Source organism: Shimazuella sp. NTD250 (assembly GCF_059510375.1).
This window is the reverse complement of the sequence record NZ_JCAJZS010000005.1, coordinates 145,070-161,517: the sequence shown is the minus strand read 5'-3', so window position 1 is coordinate 161,517 and position 16,448 is coordinate 145,070. Positions and strand designations below refer to the sequence as shown.

General features: G+C 35.9%; 18 protein-coding genes. 15 read left to right on the top strand and 3 right to left on the bottom strand.

Translation table 11 applies throughout. From position 1 onward, the window contains the following. Window positions 1–196: 196 nt before the first annotated feature. Window positions 197–1,387, top strand: a complete 1,191-nt coding sequence (fabV, locus tag AC5WOF_RS14170; protein ID WP_496050595.1) for an enoyl-ACP reductase FabV — start codon at window positions 197–199, stop codon at window positions 1,385–1,387. Between the two features lie 40 nt (window positions 1,388–1,427). Here the strand turns inward: fabV and AC5WOF_RS14165 are convergent, their stop codons facing one another. Then, complete coding sequence (locus AC5WOF_RS14165) at window positions 1,428–1,814, bottom strand: VOC family protein (protein WP_496050594.1); 387 nt, start codon at window positions 1,812–1,814, stop codon at window positions 1,428–1,430. 147 nt (window positions 1,815–1,961) lie between these two features. Between AC5WOF_RS14165 and AC5WOF_RS14160 the strand changes: the two genes are divergently transcribed. The 8 genes from AC5WOF_RS14160 (at window position 1,962) to AC5WOF_RS14125 (ending at window position 11,152) form a co-directional block, all read left to right on the top strand. Continuing rightward, window positions 1,962–3,794, top strand: a complete 1,833-nt coding sequence (locus AC5WOF_RS14160; RefSeq protein WP_496050593.1) for an ankyrin repeat domain-containing protein — start codon at window positions 1,962–1,964, stop codon at window positions 3,792–3,794. 485 nt (window positions 3,795–4,279) lie between these two features. Next, window positions 4,280–4,780, top strand: coding sequence for an RrF2 family transcriptional regulator (locus tag AC5WOF_RS14155; protein ID WP_496050738.1), 501 nt, complete (start codon window positions 4,280–4,282; stop codon window positions 4,778–4,780). Window positions 4,781–4,972: 192 nt separating this feature from the next. Further along, window positions 4,973–6,928, top strand: coding sequence for a toprim domain-containing protein (locus AC5WOF_RS14150; RefSeq protein ID WP_496050592.1), 1,956 nt, complete (start codon window positions 4,973–4,975; stop codon window positions 6,926–6,928). A gap of 23 nt (window positions 6,929–6,951) precedes the next feature. Then, entirely contained in the window at window positions 6,952–9,111 is a 2,160-nt protein-coding gene (locus tag AC5WOF_RS14145; protein ID WP_496050591.1) for a DNA gyrase subunit A, read from the top strand. Window positions 9,112–9,232: 121 nt separating this feature from the next. Next, window positions 9,233–9,631 (top strand): GNAT family N-acetyltransferase, encoded by a 399-nt coding sequence (locus tag AC5WOF_RS14140; RefSeq protein ID WP_496050590.1) that lies wholly within the window; start codon window positions 9,233–9,235, stop codon window positions 9,629–9,631. 22 nt (window positions 9,632–9,653) lie between these two features. Beyond that, the gene (locus AC5WOF_RS14135) at window positions 9,654–9,875 is read left to right on the top strand and encodes a YdbC family protein (protein WP_496050589.1); all 222 of its coding nucleotides are present in this window, start codon (window positions 9,654–9,656) and stop codon (window positions 9,873–9,875) included. A 27-nt stretch (window positions 9,876–9,902) separates the two neighbouring features. Beyond that, window positions 9,903–10,268, top strand: a complete 366-nt coding sequence (locus AC5WOF_RS14130; RefSeq protein ID WP_496050588.1) for an MmcQ/YjbR family DNA-binding protein — start codon at window positions 9,903–9,905, stop codon at window positions 10,266–10,268. A 125-nt stretch (window positions 10,269–10,393) separates the two neighbouring features. Then, on the top strand, window positions 10,394–11,152 hold the full coding sequence (locus AC5WOF_RS14125; protein WP_496050587.1) for a MerR family transcriptional regulator: 759 nt from the start codon (window positions 10,394–10,396) through the stop codon (window positions 11,150–11,152). A 40-nt stretch (window positions 11,153–11,192) separates the two neighbouring features. Here the strand turns inward: AC5WOF_RS14125 and AC5WOF_RS14120 are convergent, their stop codons facing one another. Further along, on the bottom strand, window positions 11,193–11,687 hold the full coding sequence (locus AC5WOF_RS14120; RefSeq protein WP_496050586.1) for a DinB family protein: 495 nt from the start codon (window positions 11,685–11,687) through the stop codon (window positions 11,193–11,195). 145 nt (window positions 11,688–11,832) lie between these two features. On the opposite strand from AC5WOF_RS14120, the gene AC5WOF_RS14115 reads away from it, so the two are divergent. Then, window positions 11,833–12,462: a YIP1 family protein gene (locus AC5WOF_RS14115; protein ID WP_496050585.1), complete on the top strand. Its 630-nt coding sequence runs from the start codon at window positions 11,833–11,835 to the stop codon at window positions 12,460–12,462. A gap of 34 nt (window positions 12,463–12,496) precedes the next feature. On the opposite strand, the gene AC5WOF_RS14110 is transcribed toward AC5WOF_RS14115, so the two are convergent. Continuing rightward, window positions 12,497–12,646 carry an SOS response-associated peptidase family protein gene (locus tag AC5WOF_RS14110; RefSeq protein WP_496050584.1) on the bottom strand — a complete coding sequence of 50 codons (150 nt, stop codon included), beginning with the start codon at window positions 12,644–12,646 and terminating at the stop codon, window positions 12,497–12,499. A gap of 160 nt (window positions 12,647–12,806) precedes the next feature. Between AC5WOF_RS14110 and AC5WOF_RS14105 the strand changes: the two genes are divergently transcribed. The 5 genes from AC5WOF_RS14105 (at window position 12,807) to AC5WOF_RS14085 (ending at window position 16,448) form a co-directional block, all read left to right on the top strand. Continuing rightward, the gene (locus AC5WOF_RS14105; RefSeq protein WP_496050583.1) at window positions 12,807–13,079 is read left to right on the top strand and encodes a hypothetical protein; all 273 of its coding nucleotides are present in this window, start codon (window positions 12,807–12,809) and stop codon (window positions 13,077–13,079) included. Between the two features lie 125 nt (window positions 13,080–13,204). Further along, on the top strand, window positions 13,205–13,858 hold the full coding sequence (locus AC5WOF_RS14100) for a YdcF family protein (RefSeq protein WP_496050582.1): 654 nt from the start codon (window positions 13,205–13,207) through the stop codon (window positions 13,856–13,858). An 83-nt stretch (window positions 13,859–13,941) separates the two neighbouring features. Beyond that, entirely contained in the window at window positions 13,942–14,772 is an 831-nt protein-coding gene (locus AC5WOF_RS14095; protein ID WP_496050581.1) for an aldo/keto reductase, read from the top strand. A 110-nt stretch (window positions 14,773–14,882) separates the two neighbouring features. Beyond that, window positions 14,883–15,392 carry a hypothetical protein gene (locus AC5WOF_RS14090; protein WP_496050580.1) on the top strand — a complete coding sequence of 170 codons (510 nt, stop codon included), beginning with the start codon at window positions 14,883–14,885 and terminating at the stop codon, window positions 15,390–15,392. Between the two features lie 165 nt (window positions 15,393–15,557). After that, on the top strand, window positions 15,558–16,448 hold the full coding sequence (locus AC5WOF_RS14085) for a L,D-transpeptidase family protein (protein WP_496050579.1): 891 nt from the start codon (window positions 15,558–15,560) through the stop codon (window positions 16,446–16,448).

The following is a 16,448-nucleotide window of genomic DNA, read 5'->3' as shown; positions in this document are numbered from 1 at the left end:
GACGTATGTTACTCATGTTTTTCTCCTTTCGTACTATGTTCATCCTATCATTTGGTGGAAACTTGAATCTATTATGAATTCAAGGTACGATGTTTTTGCTGTCAACTTGATGGTTTTTCGGTATACTATAGTAGAATTAGTACTAGGTCTTAATTTTATCTACATATCAAAATTAAATGAGAGAGGATTAAATAAGATGATCGTAAAACCAAAATTTCGTGGGTTTATTTGTACCACTGCACATCCTGAAGGGTGCGCAAGAAATGTGCAAGAACAAATTAGCTATGTGAAAAAACAAAATAAAATAGAAGGCCCCAAAAATGTACTGGTAATTGGCGCTTCTACAGGCTACGGTTTAGCATCCCGTATCACTGCTGCTTTTGGCACAGGTGCAAGTACAATAGGAGTATTTTTTGAGCGTCCAGCATCAGGGAAACGTACTGCAACCGCGGGTTGGTACAATACGATTGCATTTGAAGAAGCAGCAAATGAAGCTGGAATTTATGCAAAAAGTATTAATGGAGATGCTTTTTCTGATGAGATCAAGCAACAAACCATCGACCTGATTAAACGGGATTTGGGGCAAGTAGATTTAGTTGTATACAGTCTTGCTTCCCCAGTACGAGTACACCCAAAAACAGGGGAAAAGTTTAATTCTGTTATCAAACCAATTGGAGAGCCATTTACAAACAAAACAGTTGATTTCCATAACGGGGAAGTATCTGAAATCACAATCGATCCAGCTACAGAAGAGGAAATTAATCATACGATTACTGTGATGGGTGGAGAAGATTGGCATTTTTGGATGCAGGCTTTGCAAGAAGCTGGAGTATTGGCCTCTGGTGCGAAAACAGTCGCTTATTCTTACATCGGACCGAAAGTAACGCAAGCAATTTATCGAGAAGGTACAATCGGGCAGGCTAAGAATGATTTGGAAGCAACTGCAAAGACGATTCAAGAAGAATTAAATCAGATTGGTGGACATGCTTATGTATCAATTAATAAAGCGCTAGTAACCCAATCTAGTTCTGCAATTCCTGTGGTACCACTATATATTTCCTTGCTCTATAAAGTGATGAAGGATCAGCATTTGCATGAAGGGTGTATTGAGCAGATGTATCGACTCTTTGATGATCGCTTATTTACTGGTGAGATACCGGTAGATGAAGAAGGTCGTATTCGTTTGGATGATTGGGAAATGAAAGATTCTGTGCAAGAACAAATTTCCAAGCTATGGGGTCAACTGACGACAGATAAGCTTAAGGAAATCTCTGATATTGAAGGATATCGCAAAGAATTTTTCCAGTTGTTCGGTTTTGATCAACCCGAAGTTGACTATGAAGCTGAAATAGATGTTGTGAAAAGTATTCCAAGTATTGCTGAGTGATTATGCCAAAAGACTCCCGTAAATAGGGAGTCTTTGAATTTTAAACCGATTTATTTCGTTGCGTAAACACCTGAAAACAAACACCATATTTATCTGTCACAATTCCATAAGCTGGGCTAAAGGGCATTTCCCCCATCGGCAGATGTTCTACACCTTCTTCTATTAGTGAGGCATATATTTTTTCTGCTCTTTTTTTATCTGGAATGGTAATACAAATATTGACTTGTGTACCTGTTTGATGTGGGATTTGAGGAATACGATCTGATATCATCACTTTGCTATCCCCGATTTTTAAAACGGAATGATCTACTCTATTTTCATCTGCTTGAATAAAAAGAACTTCTGCATCTAACGTTTTTTGATAAAAAGAAATCGCTCCTTTTGCATTTCCATTTAACATAATAAAAGGGATCATTTCTAAACTCATATCTTTCATCTCCTCTGTTTGTTCTACAACTATAGTTTAATATCTGATAGTGTCAACTATTGTCACTGATTTATTTTTTCATCTTGACAATTCCTGTCAGGCAGTTTGAAATGGCACTTCAGCTGGAAATAGAAAGGAAGGAAATACATGTCCTATCCATTTCAAGTACTAGTAAATTATTTTCATCGAGAAAACATGCTTTTTTATCATTTATGTGAAGTAGCCATGAAGGAAAATGTAACGTTACTTCAAGTCGAATTTGATTCGGGTAGTGATACGGTTGATCCATCTACAAAAGTATCCATACTTCATATGGCAGCAACAACGGCAGAACCAGAAGTACTGAAGTATCTTATAAAGGAAAAAGGAATAGCTGTAGATAATACGGATTTTTTGGGGAATACCCCTTTGCATTTTGCTGCATTATCAGGTAATAAAAAAGCAGTAGACTTCTTACTAAAAAAAGGGGCAAATAAGTTCAATCAAAATGCTTTGGAGCAGATGCCATGGCAAGTTGCTGTTTCAGGAGAGCTATTAAAGCTGTTAATAGATCAAGAAACAAAGCAAAGTGTTAAGTTCATACCTCCCTATTCCTTACAAGAAGCAATCCGCGAACAAAATGTCTCAATTGTAATAGATTTGCTAGAAATGGGAGTACATCCTGATATGCTGAATTACAAGGGGTATCAATTGGAATATAAATTACCATTACATGATGCAATTGAAATTGGAAATAGACAGATTGTAAAACTGTTACTAGAATATGGGGCTGATCTGTCTTATTCTAATAATTTTTTAGAACTAGCCCTGGGGCATACAGAGATTGTGGAGTTGTTACTCGAATACGGTGCAGACCCAAACCAATATAGGGGCTCACTAAGTTTATTACATAAAGCGACTAAAAATAATCAGCTAGAAATCATGGAACTTCTTTTAAAAGCAGGTGCTGATACGGAAGCCCAGGTGAGAGGTCATTATTTCTATCATCCGCCGCTTCGGGAGGCACAATCCAAAGAAGCAGTTGATTTACTGATACGGTATGGAGCAGAAGTAAATCCAGAATTAATGGGGAACTTTAGTTTTTTTACATGGCCTGTTGATCGTGGATTGGTGGAGGTTGTAGAAAGGTTTATCGAAATAGGAGTGCCGATTGATTCGGGGCATTTATGGGATATGGTTATTAGTGGTAGAAATAGCTATAAGATATGCAAAGTATTTTTAGAAGCAGGTTTAGATGTCAACTTACCATTGCAATTCGATCCTTCTGTTTTATTTAAAGTAATCTCGTATGATAAATCAGATCTCATTCCTTTTCTTCTTCATTACGGTGCGGATTTGGATATAAGGAATGACCAAGGATATCGTCCTTATGAATTTGCTCTGATAAGAGGAAATAATCGTGCTATCATCCATATTACTGAATTTTGTAAAGAAAATAATAAACCATTGCCAACTTATGAAGAAATTCCTTCAATAAAAGAGATTTTACAGGAAGGGTATAATGAAGTTGTACAGTTAACTTGGTATCATTCTGCCGGTACTTATGATGCGGATAAATGGATAATAGCAATAATGAAGAAATTAGGATATTCCGCCCGTGTATTGCCCAGACAAATGTATACTTCAAATGAAGTAGATTATGAAGAAGATTTTGACGAAGAGACTTATAAACCTCCTCTGACGTCTTTTGATGTCGCTTTTGATTCTCACGATCCGAGATATTTTATTTTGATAGCAATGTATTATGATGAATTCAATTATGCTTATTCTTACGATTTTTATGTTCGTTGTCATCCAAACGATGTAAAAAAGGTAGAGGAAGCAGTCCATCAGATGTTTGATTCTGAAGAAGCTGGAGAAAAGATAATTTATAAATCTCGTCAGGATGATGGAAATGAGATTTCAGAAATGAGCAAAAAACGGATAGAAGCAGATAAACAATTAGTTGAATCACATACCATCTTAATGGAAAGAAAATAAGTAGTCGAAAAGAGTGGGCGACCGTGACCAATTACTGGCCACGGTCGTTGCGTATGACAGCTTATTAATACTGTCCTACGATGTGCTCCTTTGAACAGGTACAGAAAGTCATGCCTCGAAGGGTACAATGTTCCTTTCTGGTGGGGTCGATTATCAAAAAGCTTCGGAGACCACTAGCTGGAACGAGATGGTATTCATCCCCTGAGGTGAGATGGGTAAAAATCAAGTCCGGAAAGTAGAGTTCGCACTTATTTGACTGCGATGCACATATTCCCTGCACTTGATATGAACCCAATGTGCCGATGACTTCAAAGTTCTTCCGGTTACGTGTTTCGGGAAGATAAAGCGGCATGAGTACCTCTCTTTGGAGTCAGATAAATTTCATTATAAGGGATGTTGGATGAAATATATAGGTTGATTGTATTTTAATAGATTGTCACATATATTATAGATAATGAGTATCTTTGATAGAGGTGGGATGGATGATGAATTTTAGTGTAGGTGTTGAATACGCATTGCATTGTCTTGTTAATATTATTCCTCTGAATCGACCTATTGGTATAAAAGATCTGGCAGAGTTTCAAGGTGTTTCCGAATCTTACCTATCCAAAATCTTCACCAAATTAGTTAAAGGTGGAATTGTGCAATCCACACCAGGAGTAAAAGGTGGATATGAGTTAACCAAATCTCCTAAAAAAATTACATTTTATGATGTCGTAATTGCAATTGAAGGTTCACAACCGATTTTTCAGTGCAAAAATATCATCGCAAAAGCGGTTACAAATGAAGCAATTGACGTCGAAGAGAATGAGGATATAGTCCCATGTTTAATCAATCGCACCATGTTAGAAGCGGAACAGGAGTTGTATAACTTTTTAAAGGGAAAAACGTTGATGTGGCTAAGAGAAACATTAGACAATGAATTATCATCGGATATTCAAGAGAAAAATAGGGAGTGGTTTCAAAAAAAATTAGCACAAAATTAAATTTGAAAGGGACTTCAGAAATGAACCTTTTGAATAATGTAAGAAATCAGTAGATAAGCGAACAAACTTACCCTTATTTTCAAATAGTAAGGGGTAGGTTTGTTCGCTTAAACTTGACAAAATTAGTGATATATAATTATCTATTTTTAGATTATTAGTTCATCATGCACAAATTTAAAGGAGGTTCACCTGTTGAGTATAGATACATATAATTCTGATTCTATTCAATCACTAGGGATTCTAGGTGGAGTACGTGCTAAGCCAGCATCGATTGGACTAGAAAATCATAACCATACTTTTATTGAAATATTAGCAAACGCGATAGATGAATATCGAGAAGGATTTGGGAGAGAAATTATCATCACCAAATATCTAGATAAGTCTATTATGATCCAAGATTTTGGCCGTTCTGTTCCAATGGATAAAAACAAAGAAGGAGAATACGCTTACAAAAAAGTCTTTGATGAATTGTGGTCAGGTGGAAAGTATAACAACAATGATACAACTGGAAACTACCAATTTTCATTGGGAACCAATGGGGTTGGAGCTACAGGAACTAACTATACAAGTGATTTTTTTGAATGTACTGCTATCAATCCAAATGGTTACAAGTATTACATTCGCTTTGAAAAAGGCTTACAAGTTGGAGACTTGGTCAAAGAAAAACACAAACTTGACTATCGCGGAACGCTTATTCACTGGCTGCCTTCTGCTGAAGTGTTTCGTGGTGAAAATGAAGTGTGTACCGACTTTATTAAAGAAACACTAAAAAATCAATCCATTGTCAATAGTGGGTTAAAGTTTATCTTTCATAATGAGATGGATGGGACAACAGATGTGTTCCTTTATGAAAACGGTGTGAAAGATTATATCGCAGAGTTAAGTGATGGGAAAAACTTTACGGAAATCGTTCAATTTCGAACAGAGACACAAGGAAAAGAGAAGAATGAGGAATCAGAGTTTAAGTTTAAAGCAGAAATTACATTTGTGTTTCATAATGAGGTAAAAAAAATGCAGTATTTCCACAACTCTTCTTTATTAGAGCATGGTGGTACCCCAGAAAATTACATCAAAAACGGATTTACGAAAGCAGTTGATAATCTTCTTAAAGATAAGTATACCAAAGGGGAGAAAAAGATCAGTTTTGATGATGTGAGAGAGAGTCTAATTGTTATAAGCAATTCTTACTCTACTGTTTCGTTATATACGGATCAAACAAAGAAAAAAATGGAGTCTAAGTTTGTCCAAGAGTATATGACCCAATATTTGCGTGAGAAATTAGAAGTATACTTTATTGAAAATCCATTGGAAGGTCAAAAGATTGCTGATCAGATTCTCATCAATAAACGCAGTAGAGAAAAGGCAGAGAAGACACGGTTAGATGTGAAAAAGAAGCTCCAGTCCTCTGTAAACAATATCACCAATCGTATTGATGGTTTTATCAATTGTAAATCAAAAGATAGAAATCAAACGGAATTATATATCGTGGAAGGAAAATCGGCTCTAGGTTCAACTAAGCAGGGAAGGGATGCTGAATTTCAAGCCATTTATGCACTTCGAGGGAAAATTTTAAATTGCTTAAAGGCGGACTATGACAAGATTTTCAAGAACGATATTATTGTGGATATGGTGAAACTTTTAGGCTGTGGAATCGAAGTGAAATCTAAGTATAATAAAGACTTACATACGTTTGACCTCCAAAACCTGCGTTGGTCTAAAATCATTATCACAACAGATGCAGATATCGATGGCTTCCATATTCGTACTTTATTGTTAACTGTAATTTATCGATTGATGCCCACTTTAATCGAATCAGGGAAAATATACATAGCGGAGTCTCCTCTTTATGAGATTACACACAAAGAAAAATCTTATTTTGCCTACAGTGATAAAGAAAAAGATGCCATTGTTAAGAAGTTAAAAGGAAAAGTAATGATCCAACGATCCAAAGGATTGGGAGAGAACACTGCAGAAATGATGTGGGAGACTACGATGAACCCAATAACTCGTAAGCTGATCCAAATTGTAAAAGAAGATGTTGAATCGACAGGGCGTTATTTTGAATTATTTCTTGGTGATGATCTACAAGGAAGGAAACAGTATATCGAGAAAAACTTACATGAATATATCGATGTCGCGTTAGATTAGCGTGAATAGGAGGGTATTATCGTATGATTTTACAAAATATAACGCAAAGTTTGAAAGATAATTACATGCCTTATACCGCACATGTTATTATGCATCGGGCTCTACCAGAAATTGATGGCTTAAAGCCCAGTCAGCGGAGAATTCTTTATACAATGTTCCAAATGGGGTTATTAAAAAGTGGTCGAAAAAAATCTCAAGGGGTAGTGGGGCAAACCATGTTTTTACATCCTCATGGTGATATGGCGATCTATGAGACTTTGGTGAGGTTAACCAAAGACAACGAATCGCTACTCCTGCCCTATATTGATTCCAAAGGTAACTTTGGAAAACAGTATTCTCGTGATATGAAGTATGCATCAGCCCGTTATACGGAAGTAAAGTTGGCAGCCATTGCAGCAGAATTGTTTCGAGATATCGATAAAGATACAGTAGATATGATTGAAAACTATGATGGTACGCTCCAAGAGCCGCGTCTTCTGCCAGTGACTTTTCCATCAATTTTAGTAAATACATCAAGTGGTACAGCAGTAGGGATGGCAAGTAGCATCGCACCATTTAATTTGAATGAAGTGATTGATTATACGATTGCTAGTATTAAAAATTCGGACACAGAAGTGGGTGAATATATTCAGGCTCCTGATTTCCCTACTGGTGGAAACATTATTTATCATGACAAAGAGATGAAGCATATCTATCACACTGGTAAAGGCTCTTTCAAAATTCGTTCTTCTTACCGTATAGATGGGAATTCGATTATATTTGAGGAAATTCCTTATACTACTACCTTTGAAGCGATTATTGAAAAGATAAGTTCGTTAGTAAAAGAAGGAAAAATAAAAGATATTGTAGATATTGATGATATATATGGGATTCATACAAAAGGAATAGAGATTACTGTAAAAAATAGCACTAATAAGGAACTGTTAGTAGAAAAGTTATTTAAGATGACTCCGCTACAAGATACCTTTTCTTGTAATTTTAATTTAATTGTAAATGGTAGACCACAAACGTTGGGAATAAAACAAATCATTCAAGAATGGGTTATTTTTCGAGGCAATGCTATCAAAAGAGGGGCTCAATACGAGAAAACAAAAAAGGAACAAAAAAGACATCTTTTACTGGCTCTAAAGCAAGTGTTACTTGATATCGATGAAGCAGTCGCTATTATTCGTGAAACAAACAAAAATAACCAAGTTGTTGCAAACTTGATGGAAGCGTTTCACATAGATGAACTGCAAGCTGAGTATGTGGCGGAAATTAAGTTGCGACATTTGAATAAGGAATATCTTCTACATCGTATCGAAGAAATAGAAACATTAGAAAAAGAAATCGCGGATTTGCATGATATCATTCATAACAAAACAAAATTGAATAAAAAGATGATCCAACAATTGAAAAATGTAAAAAAAACACATGGGATAGAACGAAAATCAAAGATCATATTTGCTGACGATTTACCTGTTGTGGCACCAGAAGAGATAACTATTGATAACTATAATGTTCGAATCAGTGTTACCAAAGAGGGGTATTTGAAAAAAGTGCCTTTGACCTCACTTCGAGGTGGAAATGCGATGAAAGTAAAAGACGGAGATGAAATTATTCATCAGTACAGCACTACTAATAATTCTGACCTCTTAATTTTCACGGACAAATACAATTGTTACAAATATAAAACGTATGAGATAGAAGGTCATAAATTATCAAGTCTTGGAGAGTATCTGCCAACGTTACTGAATTTACAAGATGAAACCATTCTCTTTGTGACTGTTACCAATGACTACAAGGGAGATCTCCTTATTGGGTATGAAGACGGTAAAGTTGCAAAAATAGCATTGTCTGCTTACTATACCAAACAAAATCGTTCCATGTTGAAAAATGCTTATGCTAATAAGAAAGCTCTCTATTGGGATCACATTTTTGAAGATAAAGAAATTTTGGCAGTATCTACGATCAAAAAAGCACTTGTCTTCCATACTTCTATGATAAACCCCAAAACTAGTAAAACCACTATTGGAGTCCAAGCGATGAAATCAAAGAAAAATAGTGTGGTAATAGGGTACTATGATCTCGGTGGTAGAGAATTTGAAGAAAAATCGTATTATTTGACCAAAGGTGCAGGGATTGGCAAATATTTAAAAGGAAACGATTTTGCTTTTCTTCTCGATCAGGGCTTATTGTTTTAATTTTAACAACACAATGGTACGGTATATCATGTGAAATCTATCATGGTCTGTGATAAGGCCATGGTTTTTTTGATATAATTACACAACATAAAGGTGATGATAAAACGAAAGTAGGAATCCTATGAAGATTTCTTTTGTAGAAAGAATTCCAAATTCCACTGATCTATATAACCTTTATGAATACGAACATTGGAATGATTTTCTTCAATTGTCAAAAGATCAGTTATACACAGCAATGAAAAATAGTTGGTACATACTTAGTGTATATCATGACGATAAGTTGATAGGTACAGGTAGAGTCGTATCTGACGGAATAATCATTGGCTATATCACTGGTTTAATTGTTCATCCTGATTATCGTAACCGGGGAATAGGAAGGGATATAATGCAAAAGCTCATAGCAAAATGTAATCAATCTTATTTGACTATTCAGCTTTTAGCAATTAATGATTGTATTTCCTTTTATCAGCGATTAGGTTTTCAGTCCTTTGCAGATGGGCTGATTTATGTGGAAAGATAGTTTTACACAAAGGAGTAGAAAAATGGCGGACATACGATATGAAATTAAAAGAACTTTAGGTGAATTATCAGAATCACCAAAAGGATGGAAAAAGGAATTAAATCTGATCAGTTGGAACGGAAAAAAAGAAAAATATGATCTTCGGGAATGGGCTCCAGACCATGAAAAAATGGGTAAAGGTGTTACATTAACAACAGAAGAATTGAAGGTTTTACGAGATTTATTAAATAGTTTGGATTTATGATATTTAAAAGGATAGGATGTAACAGATATGCAGTCACATAATACAAATATCATCCATTATGTACGAAAAATTTGTTCGGAGCTTTCAGAAGTCATGGAGCATATAGATGGTTTTGGTTATGTTACTTTCCAAGTTCATGGCAAATCATTTGTAAAAATAACGGATCGAGCAGGTCTTTGTTTTAAGTCCAATCGAGAAATGCAAGAACTACTCATACAAGAAACGAAGTTTTTCATAACTCCGTATATTGGTCGTCATGGTTGGGTTTCCATTCGAAATCCACAAGAAAAAGACTGGATTGGACTGACGGATTTGATTCAGGAAGCATATTTACGTGCAGCTCCAAAGCGTTTAGGGCAAGAGTGGAGAAAATTACATCAGAAAGATGGTTGAAGAAAAATGATCCTCGGCGTGGATCATTTCTTTTTGTTTAAATAGCTATAAATATTTGGCCAAAATAAGTATTGACCTTGCCGTTACGTCAAGGTGTACCGTATAAATTGTCAGGAGGAGATGAGATGGAATATACGGTGCAAAAACTAGCACACTTAGCAGGTATTAGCACAAGAACTTTACGATTTTACGATGAGATTGATCTTTTAAAGCCGGCTAGGATTAACTCATCAGGTTATCGAATTTATGGAGAAAATCAAGTAGATGAGCTTCAACAAATCCTCTTTTACCGAGAGCTTGGATTTTCCTTAGATCAGATTAAAGAGATTGTGCATGCTCCAGAATTTGATAAAAGCCAAGCTTTAATAAGACATCGTATTCAACTCCTAGACAAAAAGAGGCAATTGGAAGCATTGATTTTCAATGTAGAAAAGTCCATTGCTGCTCAGGAAGGGAGAATAAAAATGTCAGCCAAGGAAAAGTTTGAAGGATTTAAGCAAAATATGATAGATGAAAACGAAAAAAAGTATGGCAAAGAAATCCGTAAAAAATATGGTGACGAAGCAGTTAATCAATCCAATGAAAAAGTAAAGAACATGACTCAAGCGGATTATGAGGCGATCACACTTTTGGAGAAAGAAATGATGGCAACATTGGTTGAAGCTTTTCATGGTGGAGATCCTGCTAGTCCAATTGCTCAAAAAGCGGCTGATTTGCATAAACAATGGCTTATGTATTATTGGCATGATTACAGTTTAGAAGCCCATAAGGGGTTAGCTCAGATGTATGTAGATGACGAAAGGTTTGCTGCCTATTACGACAAACATCAACCTGGATTAGCATTATTTTTAAGAAATGCCGTTCAAATATTTACAACCAATTAAAACAAAACCTCAGCTATGGTTTCATACATAGCTGAGGTTTTTACTCGACGCCGGATATATCGGTATTTGGGATTTCATCGTATCCCATCTGTCGAGCCATTGTTACGATTTGTCCTTTATGATGGAATTCATGGGTGACGGCATGGAGGAGGAGTTTGTTTGGTGTTGTAGTAATAACTTCTTCATTATTTCTCCATGGAGCTTCTCTTTCAATGGTAATGTTTCTTTTGTCAGAAGATAATGTTGTATAAAAATCGTATACATATTTGTCAGCTAAAAAAAATCTCTCCCGAACTGCTTGGACATCCATTTGTTGGAGGAATTCTTTTGGAGTAAGTGGTTTTTTTGTTTTTAGGAGTATAAATGATCCTAGCCAAGCTATGTAACAATCTGCAACATGAACAAGTAAATTACGAATGGATGAGAATCCAAATCCTGTCATCTGTCGAGTAAAGTCATTTGGCTCTATTTCCTCACAAAAATCTAATAGAATATTTCTAGTTTGTTTCACCCATTCATAATGGTTTTGATCCATTTTCTACACCTCAAAATAAACTTCGAATTATGGTATTATTATTTCATAAAATATAGAACTCGACAAAGTGTAAAATATACCTAAATGAATATTAATTATTTATTTTACATTTTTTAGTCTAACTAAACAAAGGAGGTAGATAATAGTGAAGAAACCATCTATTTTGGGGATGATCTGGAGACCTCAAGTAGAGCTTGAACGAGTTGAGTTACATCCAGTAGTTTGGCTTCCATTAGCGGTAATTTCTATCGTACATGTTATAGGTATGTTAGGAATAACGAGAGTAAAAACAGAAGAATGGCCACTTAATTCTGTGCAAACACCTCCAACCATTACGTATTCGTATATGTCAATTGATCTTCTACTCTATGATCTCATAACCTTTCTTTTATCCATATGTATCGTTTCACTCCTAGTTTTTGGAATTGCAAAATCGTTTCGCAAATCAGTGACCCTCAAACAGGTATTATCTTTATCTGTCTTTCTACAAGTCATCCCTACATTAGGCTTACTCCTACAAGCAGCTGCTCATATGTTGGAATGGGGAGAAAAGATTTTTAGCTATAGTCTTCAAGATCTGTTACATTTAACTTCCGGTCATTTTTCATTTGTATTTGGCCTTGTTACTATTTTTATCATTTGGAATTGGGTGATAACAGTAATCGGACTTCGGAAAGTTACCGACTTTCCATCCTTTATAGCTATTGTCCTTACCATTGTGTTGTGGTATTTACCTGTATGGATCAGCAGTTTTTTTGTGATTCCTCAAGGATAGATAAAAGCAGACCTGTTTACGTTGGGTCAGCTTTTTAAATAGAGACTGTCGTCTCTTGTGTTAGAGAAAGAACAGATTGAGTAGGGGAAACGTTATAATGCTTGGAAATAGGTATATCTAGTGTAATTTGAAATCTTTCTTCGATATCATTTTCCTCTGTAGAAAGGGTAAATCTGCCACACATCTCATACACCCCTCGTAATTGTAATGATGATGTAAATGAAAGGACAGAAAATAAAATTATATTTATAATATAACATAAGATCGTCGATCTCAGGATGAGGGAGTATGCTGTGTCCGTAATGGAATCCTCTGTTGAGGAGACAGCAAGGTGCTGGACCGTCATGGAGACACTGATCGTAGATGGTCATGCTCTCAAGACCACCTACCAGTTCCCCAAGCTGGATGGACATGTGTTGATTCGCATCTACCCGCGTAGTAAAACATCCCCACAATCTGTGAAGATTCGTAACGCAAAGTTACGCGCGGATGGCGGGAAGGTGTTCGTAGAGTCCACAAAAAAATATCCGTTGCTAGCATCGGAACTGGATGTGTTTTGCCGATCCTGGTATAGTTACTGGATCTGGGAAGGCGAAGGTGATTTTATTGAAGAGTGAGACCACGCTGTGCGCTGGAGTTTCCAGTGTACAGCAGGGCAAATTACTTTAATAAATTTAAGAATAAAAGTTATCTAAAAAGTTAATGATTTAATCTCCTCGTTTGAAGATAGGAGTATGATGGAATGATTCCAAAGTGTCCAGATGTGCCCCTTCTTACACAGAAACAAATAGGTCTTCTCACCAAAATCGTCTTTCTTGATGAAGATCAAGTTTTCCCTACAAATAAAAATTGTGATCTTTTATTAGTTTTTGGCGGAACCCATCCAGGATGTTGGGAAACAGCATTTGAATTATATCAAGCAAAAAAAGTAGAACGAATAATTGTGACAGGTGGGATTAAGCCTGGAGCAATTCGACATTCAACTTGGATATATGGGGATCGTCCAGAAGCTCATGTAATTCGTGAAAAATTACTAGGATTAGGAGTTCCAGACAACATAGTACTGATCGAAGACCGGTCTACTGATACACTTGAAAATATTAGATTTGCAAAGGCATTGTTCGACTTTACCTCTATTCAAACACTAGGATTTGTTTGTAAAAGCTATGGAGCAGGAAGGCAATGGAGAACTTTACAGAAACAGTTGCCAGCAAACCTTTCCTACATTCCTTATCCATTTGATACTTCCCCATGGGAAAATCGACGTATTTCTCGATTCAATTGGATGAATACCCCAGAAGGCCGATCCTATGTTTATGGTGAATATTTGCGTATTTTGCATTATGGTCAGAAAGGTCACCTGTCACCTTTATCCAAAAAAATATCTGGTCTGTGATAAAATAGAAAAAGATAAATCTATCATTATACCAGTGGTAGATTTATTTTGTTGCTGGAGATATCACACAAGGAGGCCTTTGCATGACTGCTAATGTAAATCAAGTTGTTAAACTACATAATGGTGTTAAAATGCCTTTGTTGGGTCTAGGTGTTTGGAAGACTCCTGAAGGTTCAGTGGTAGAACAAGCAGTTGAGTATGCGATCCGTTCTGGTTATCGTAGTATTGATACAGCTAAGATTTATCAAAATGAAGTAGGTGTGGGCAAAGGAATTGTTCAAAGTGATGTAAAAAGGGAAGAACTTTTTATTACTACAAAAGTTTGGAACGGCGATCAAGGTTATGAATCTACTCTTACAGCTTTTGAAGCAAGTCTTGAGCGGTTACAACTCGATTACCTTGATTTATATTTGATTCATTGGCCTGTAACTGGTAAGTACACTGAAACTTGGCGGGCGTTAGAAAAACTATATAAAGAGAAAAAAGTTAGAGCGATTGGAGTTAGTAATTTTCATTCTCATCATCTGGATACATTACTAGAGCATGCAGAAATAGTTCCAATGGTAAATCAGGTTGAATTCCATCCCTATCTAACACAAGAGAAAATAAGAACATACTGCAATGAACACCAAATTCAAGTAGAAGCATGGAGTCCATTGATGCAAGGGCATTTTTTAGAGAATGAAACAATCCTTCAATTGGCTCAAAAATATAAGCGAACTCCAGCGCAGATTATTCTTCGTTGGGACATTGAAAACGCAGTAGTGACCATACCAAAATCCATTACCCCCAGTCGGATCGAGGAAAATGCAAACATCTTTGATTTTCAATTGGAAACTGAAGATATTCTGGTACTAAATCAGTTAAATAAAGATCATCGATTTGGTCCAGACCCAGACAACTTTAACTTTTGATAAAAATACCATGTCAATCGACATGGTATTTTTGGTGCTTGATGGAAATGTCCGATAGGTGGTACGATACAAAAAACATTAATTTTTAAGAGATTTAGGGAGATAGGCAGATGGAAATATATCAAAATCGAAAAAGAAGATTACAGATGTTAGGCATAAATATCTTCCTATTTGTTCTTTTCTTAGCAATTACCCTTTTTCTTTTTTTTATTTTCCTTGGCTCAATTGCAGTAGATTTTGTAAGGGATTCGATTATAAATCGCCATGATTTTGTGTTACTTGCTCCGATTTTCTTATTTGGATTATCAGGGTTACTCTCTTTTTATAGCGTTCGCAAGCATTGGAATTTTCTAAAGTTAAAAGAACCGATTTTGACTGTTACGAATAGAGGATTAGAAATATATCATTCTTTTCATGATAAAATAGTGAAATCTTGGGACGAAATTGGAGAAATTGAATATCGTTTTTATATGAGGCATTATGGGCGACGTCGAAAAAGTTTGTTCATTAAAGATATCGATGATACTCCTTTAGCTAATGTTCCTATAAACATGTTAGATGCCAACATAGAGGAAGTATTAGAAGAAATAGAAAAATATATGAAAATAAATCGAACATAATATAGTACTCCATCTCATTCGAGGTTGTTTGGAAACACCAAATATCTCTGATCTTCAGGGATATTTCTTATTTAAAATTAAAATAATCGACATAGATATTCTCTTTTCAATTGTTGCATTTTTCGTTATGCTGAGTATGATATTTAAATAGAAAGAGGAGAAAAAATGCAACAATTGAAGGGGTATGTTTTCTTTACTTTTATTTTGGCGTTTGCAATGTTAGTTGGAATTACTCTTCCAACTCAAACAAATGCTGCTCCTGTCTCTTATAAAATAGAGATCAGCAAAACCACTGATAAAACACCCAGCAAGTTATATCTATACCGTAATGGAAAAGTCATAAAGGTTTATCCAGTGGCAACTGGGGCAAATACGGCAAAAATTCCAGCTGGCTCCAAAGTAATTCCAGCTTCTGCTACACCAGAAGGAACTTTTCCGATTGTGATGAAAACAGTTAATCCACAATGGAAAAATGTTCCTGGTACGATCAACGGTAAACCAAATCCAAATAATCCTTTGGGTGTTCGCTGGAATGGGTTGAATGTAAATGGAGATGGGGGGAGATATTATGGTATTCATGGTACCAATAACCCTAGCTCAATTGGAAAACATGTTTCCCACGGATGTATTCGGATGCTAAACAAAGATGTAGTAGAGTTGTTTAACATCGTTCCACTCGGAACCCCGGTCTGGATTCATACGGGTCCTAGTATAGGTGTTTGGAAAGGTGATCCGAAAGTAGGAGCAAAAACTTCAGCAAACAGCTATAGCGCATCCTTTCCTGGCAAGCAATATTTTAAAAAAGGTGCAAACAATAAATATGTCTATCAGCTAGGCGTTATGCTGCAAAGAGTAGGGAAAGGGAAACATTATCGTGTTGGCCCATCCAATCAATTTACGGAAGCAGATCGTCTGAATGTACAAGAATATCAATTATCTCAAGGCTTTAAAGGTACAAAACCTGGACAAGATGCGGATGGTTATCCTGGTCCAGAAACGTGGAATCGCCTTGTCAAACAAAGTAAGATTTTAGAAGTAAATACTCCTAATAACTAA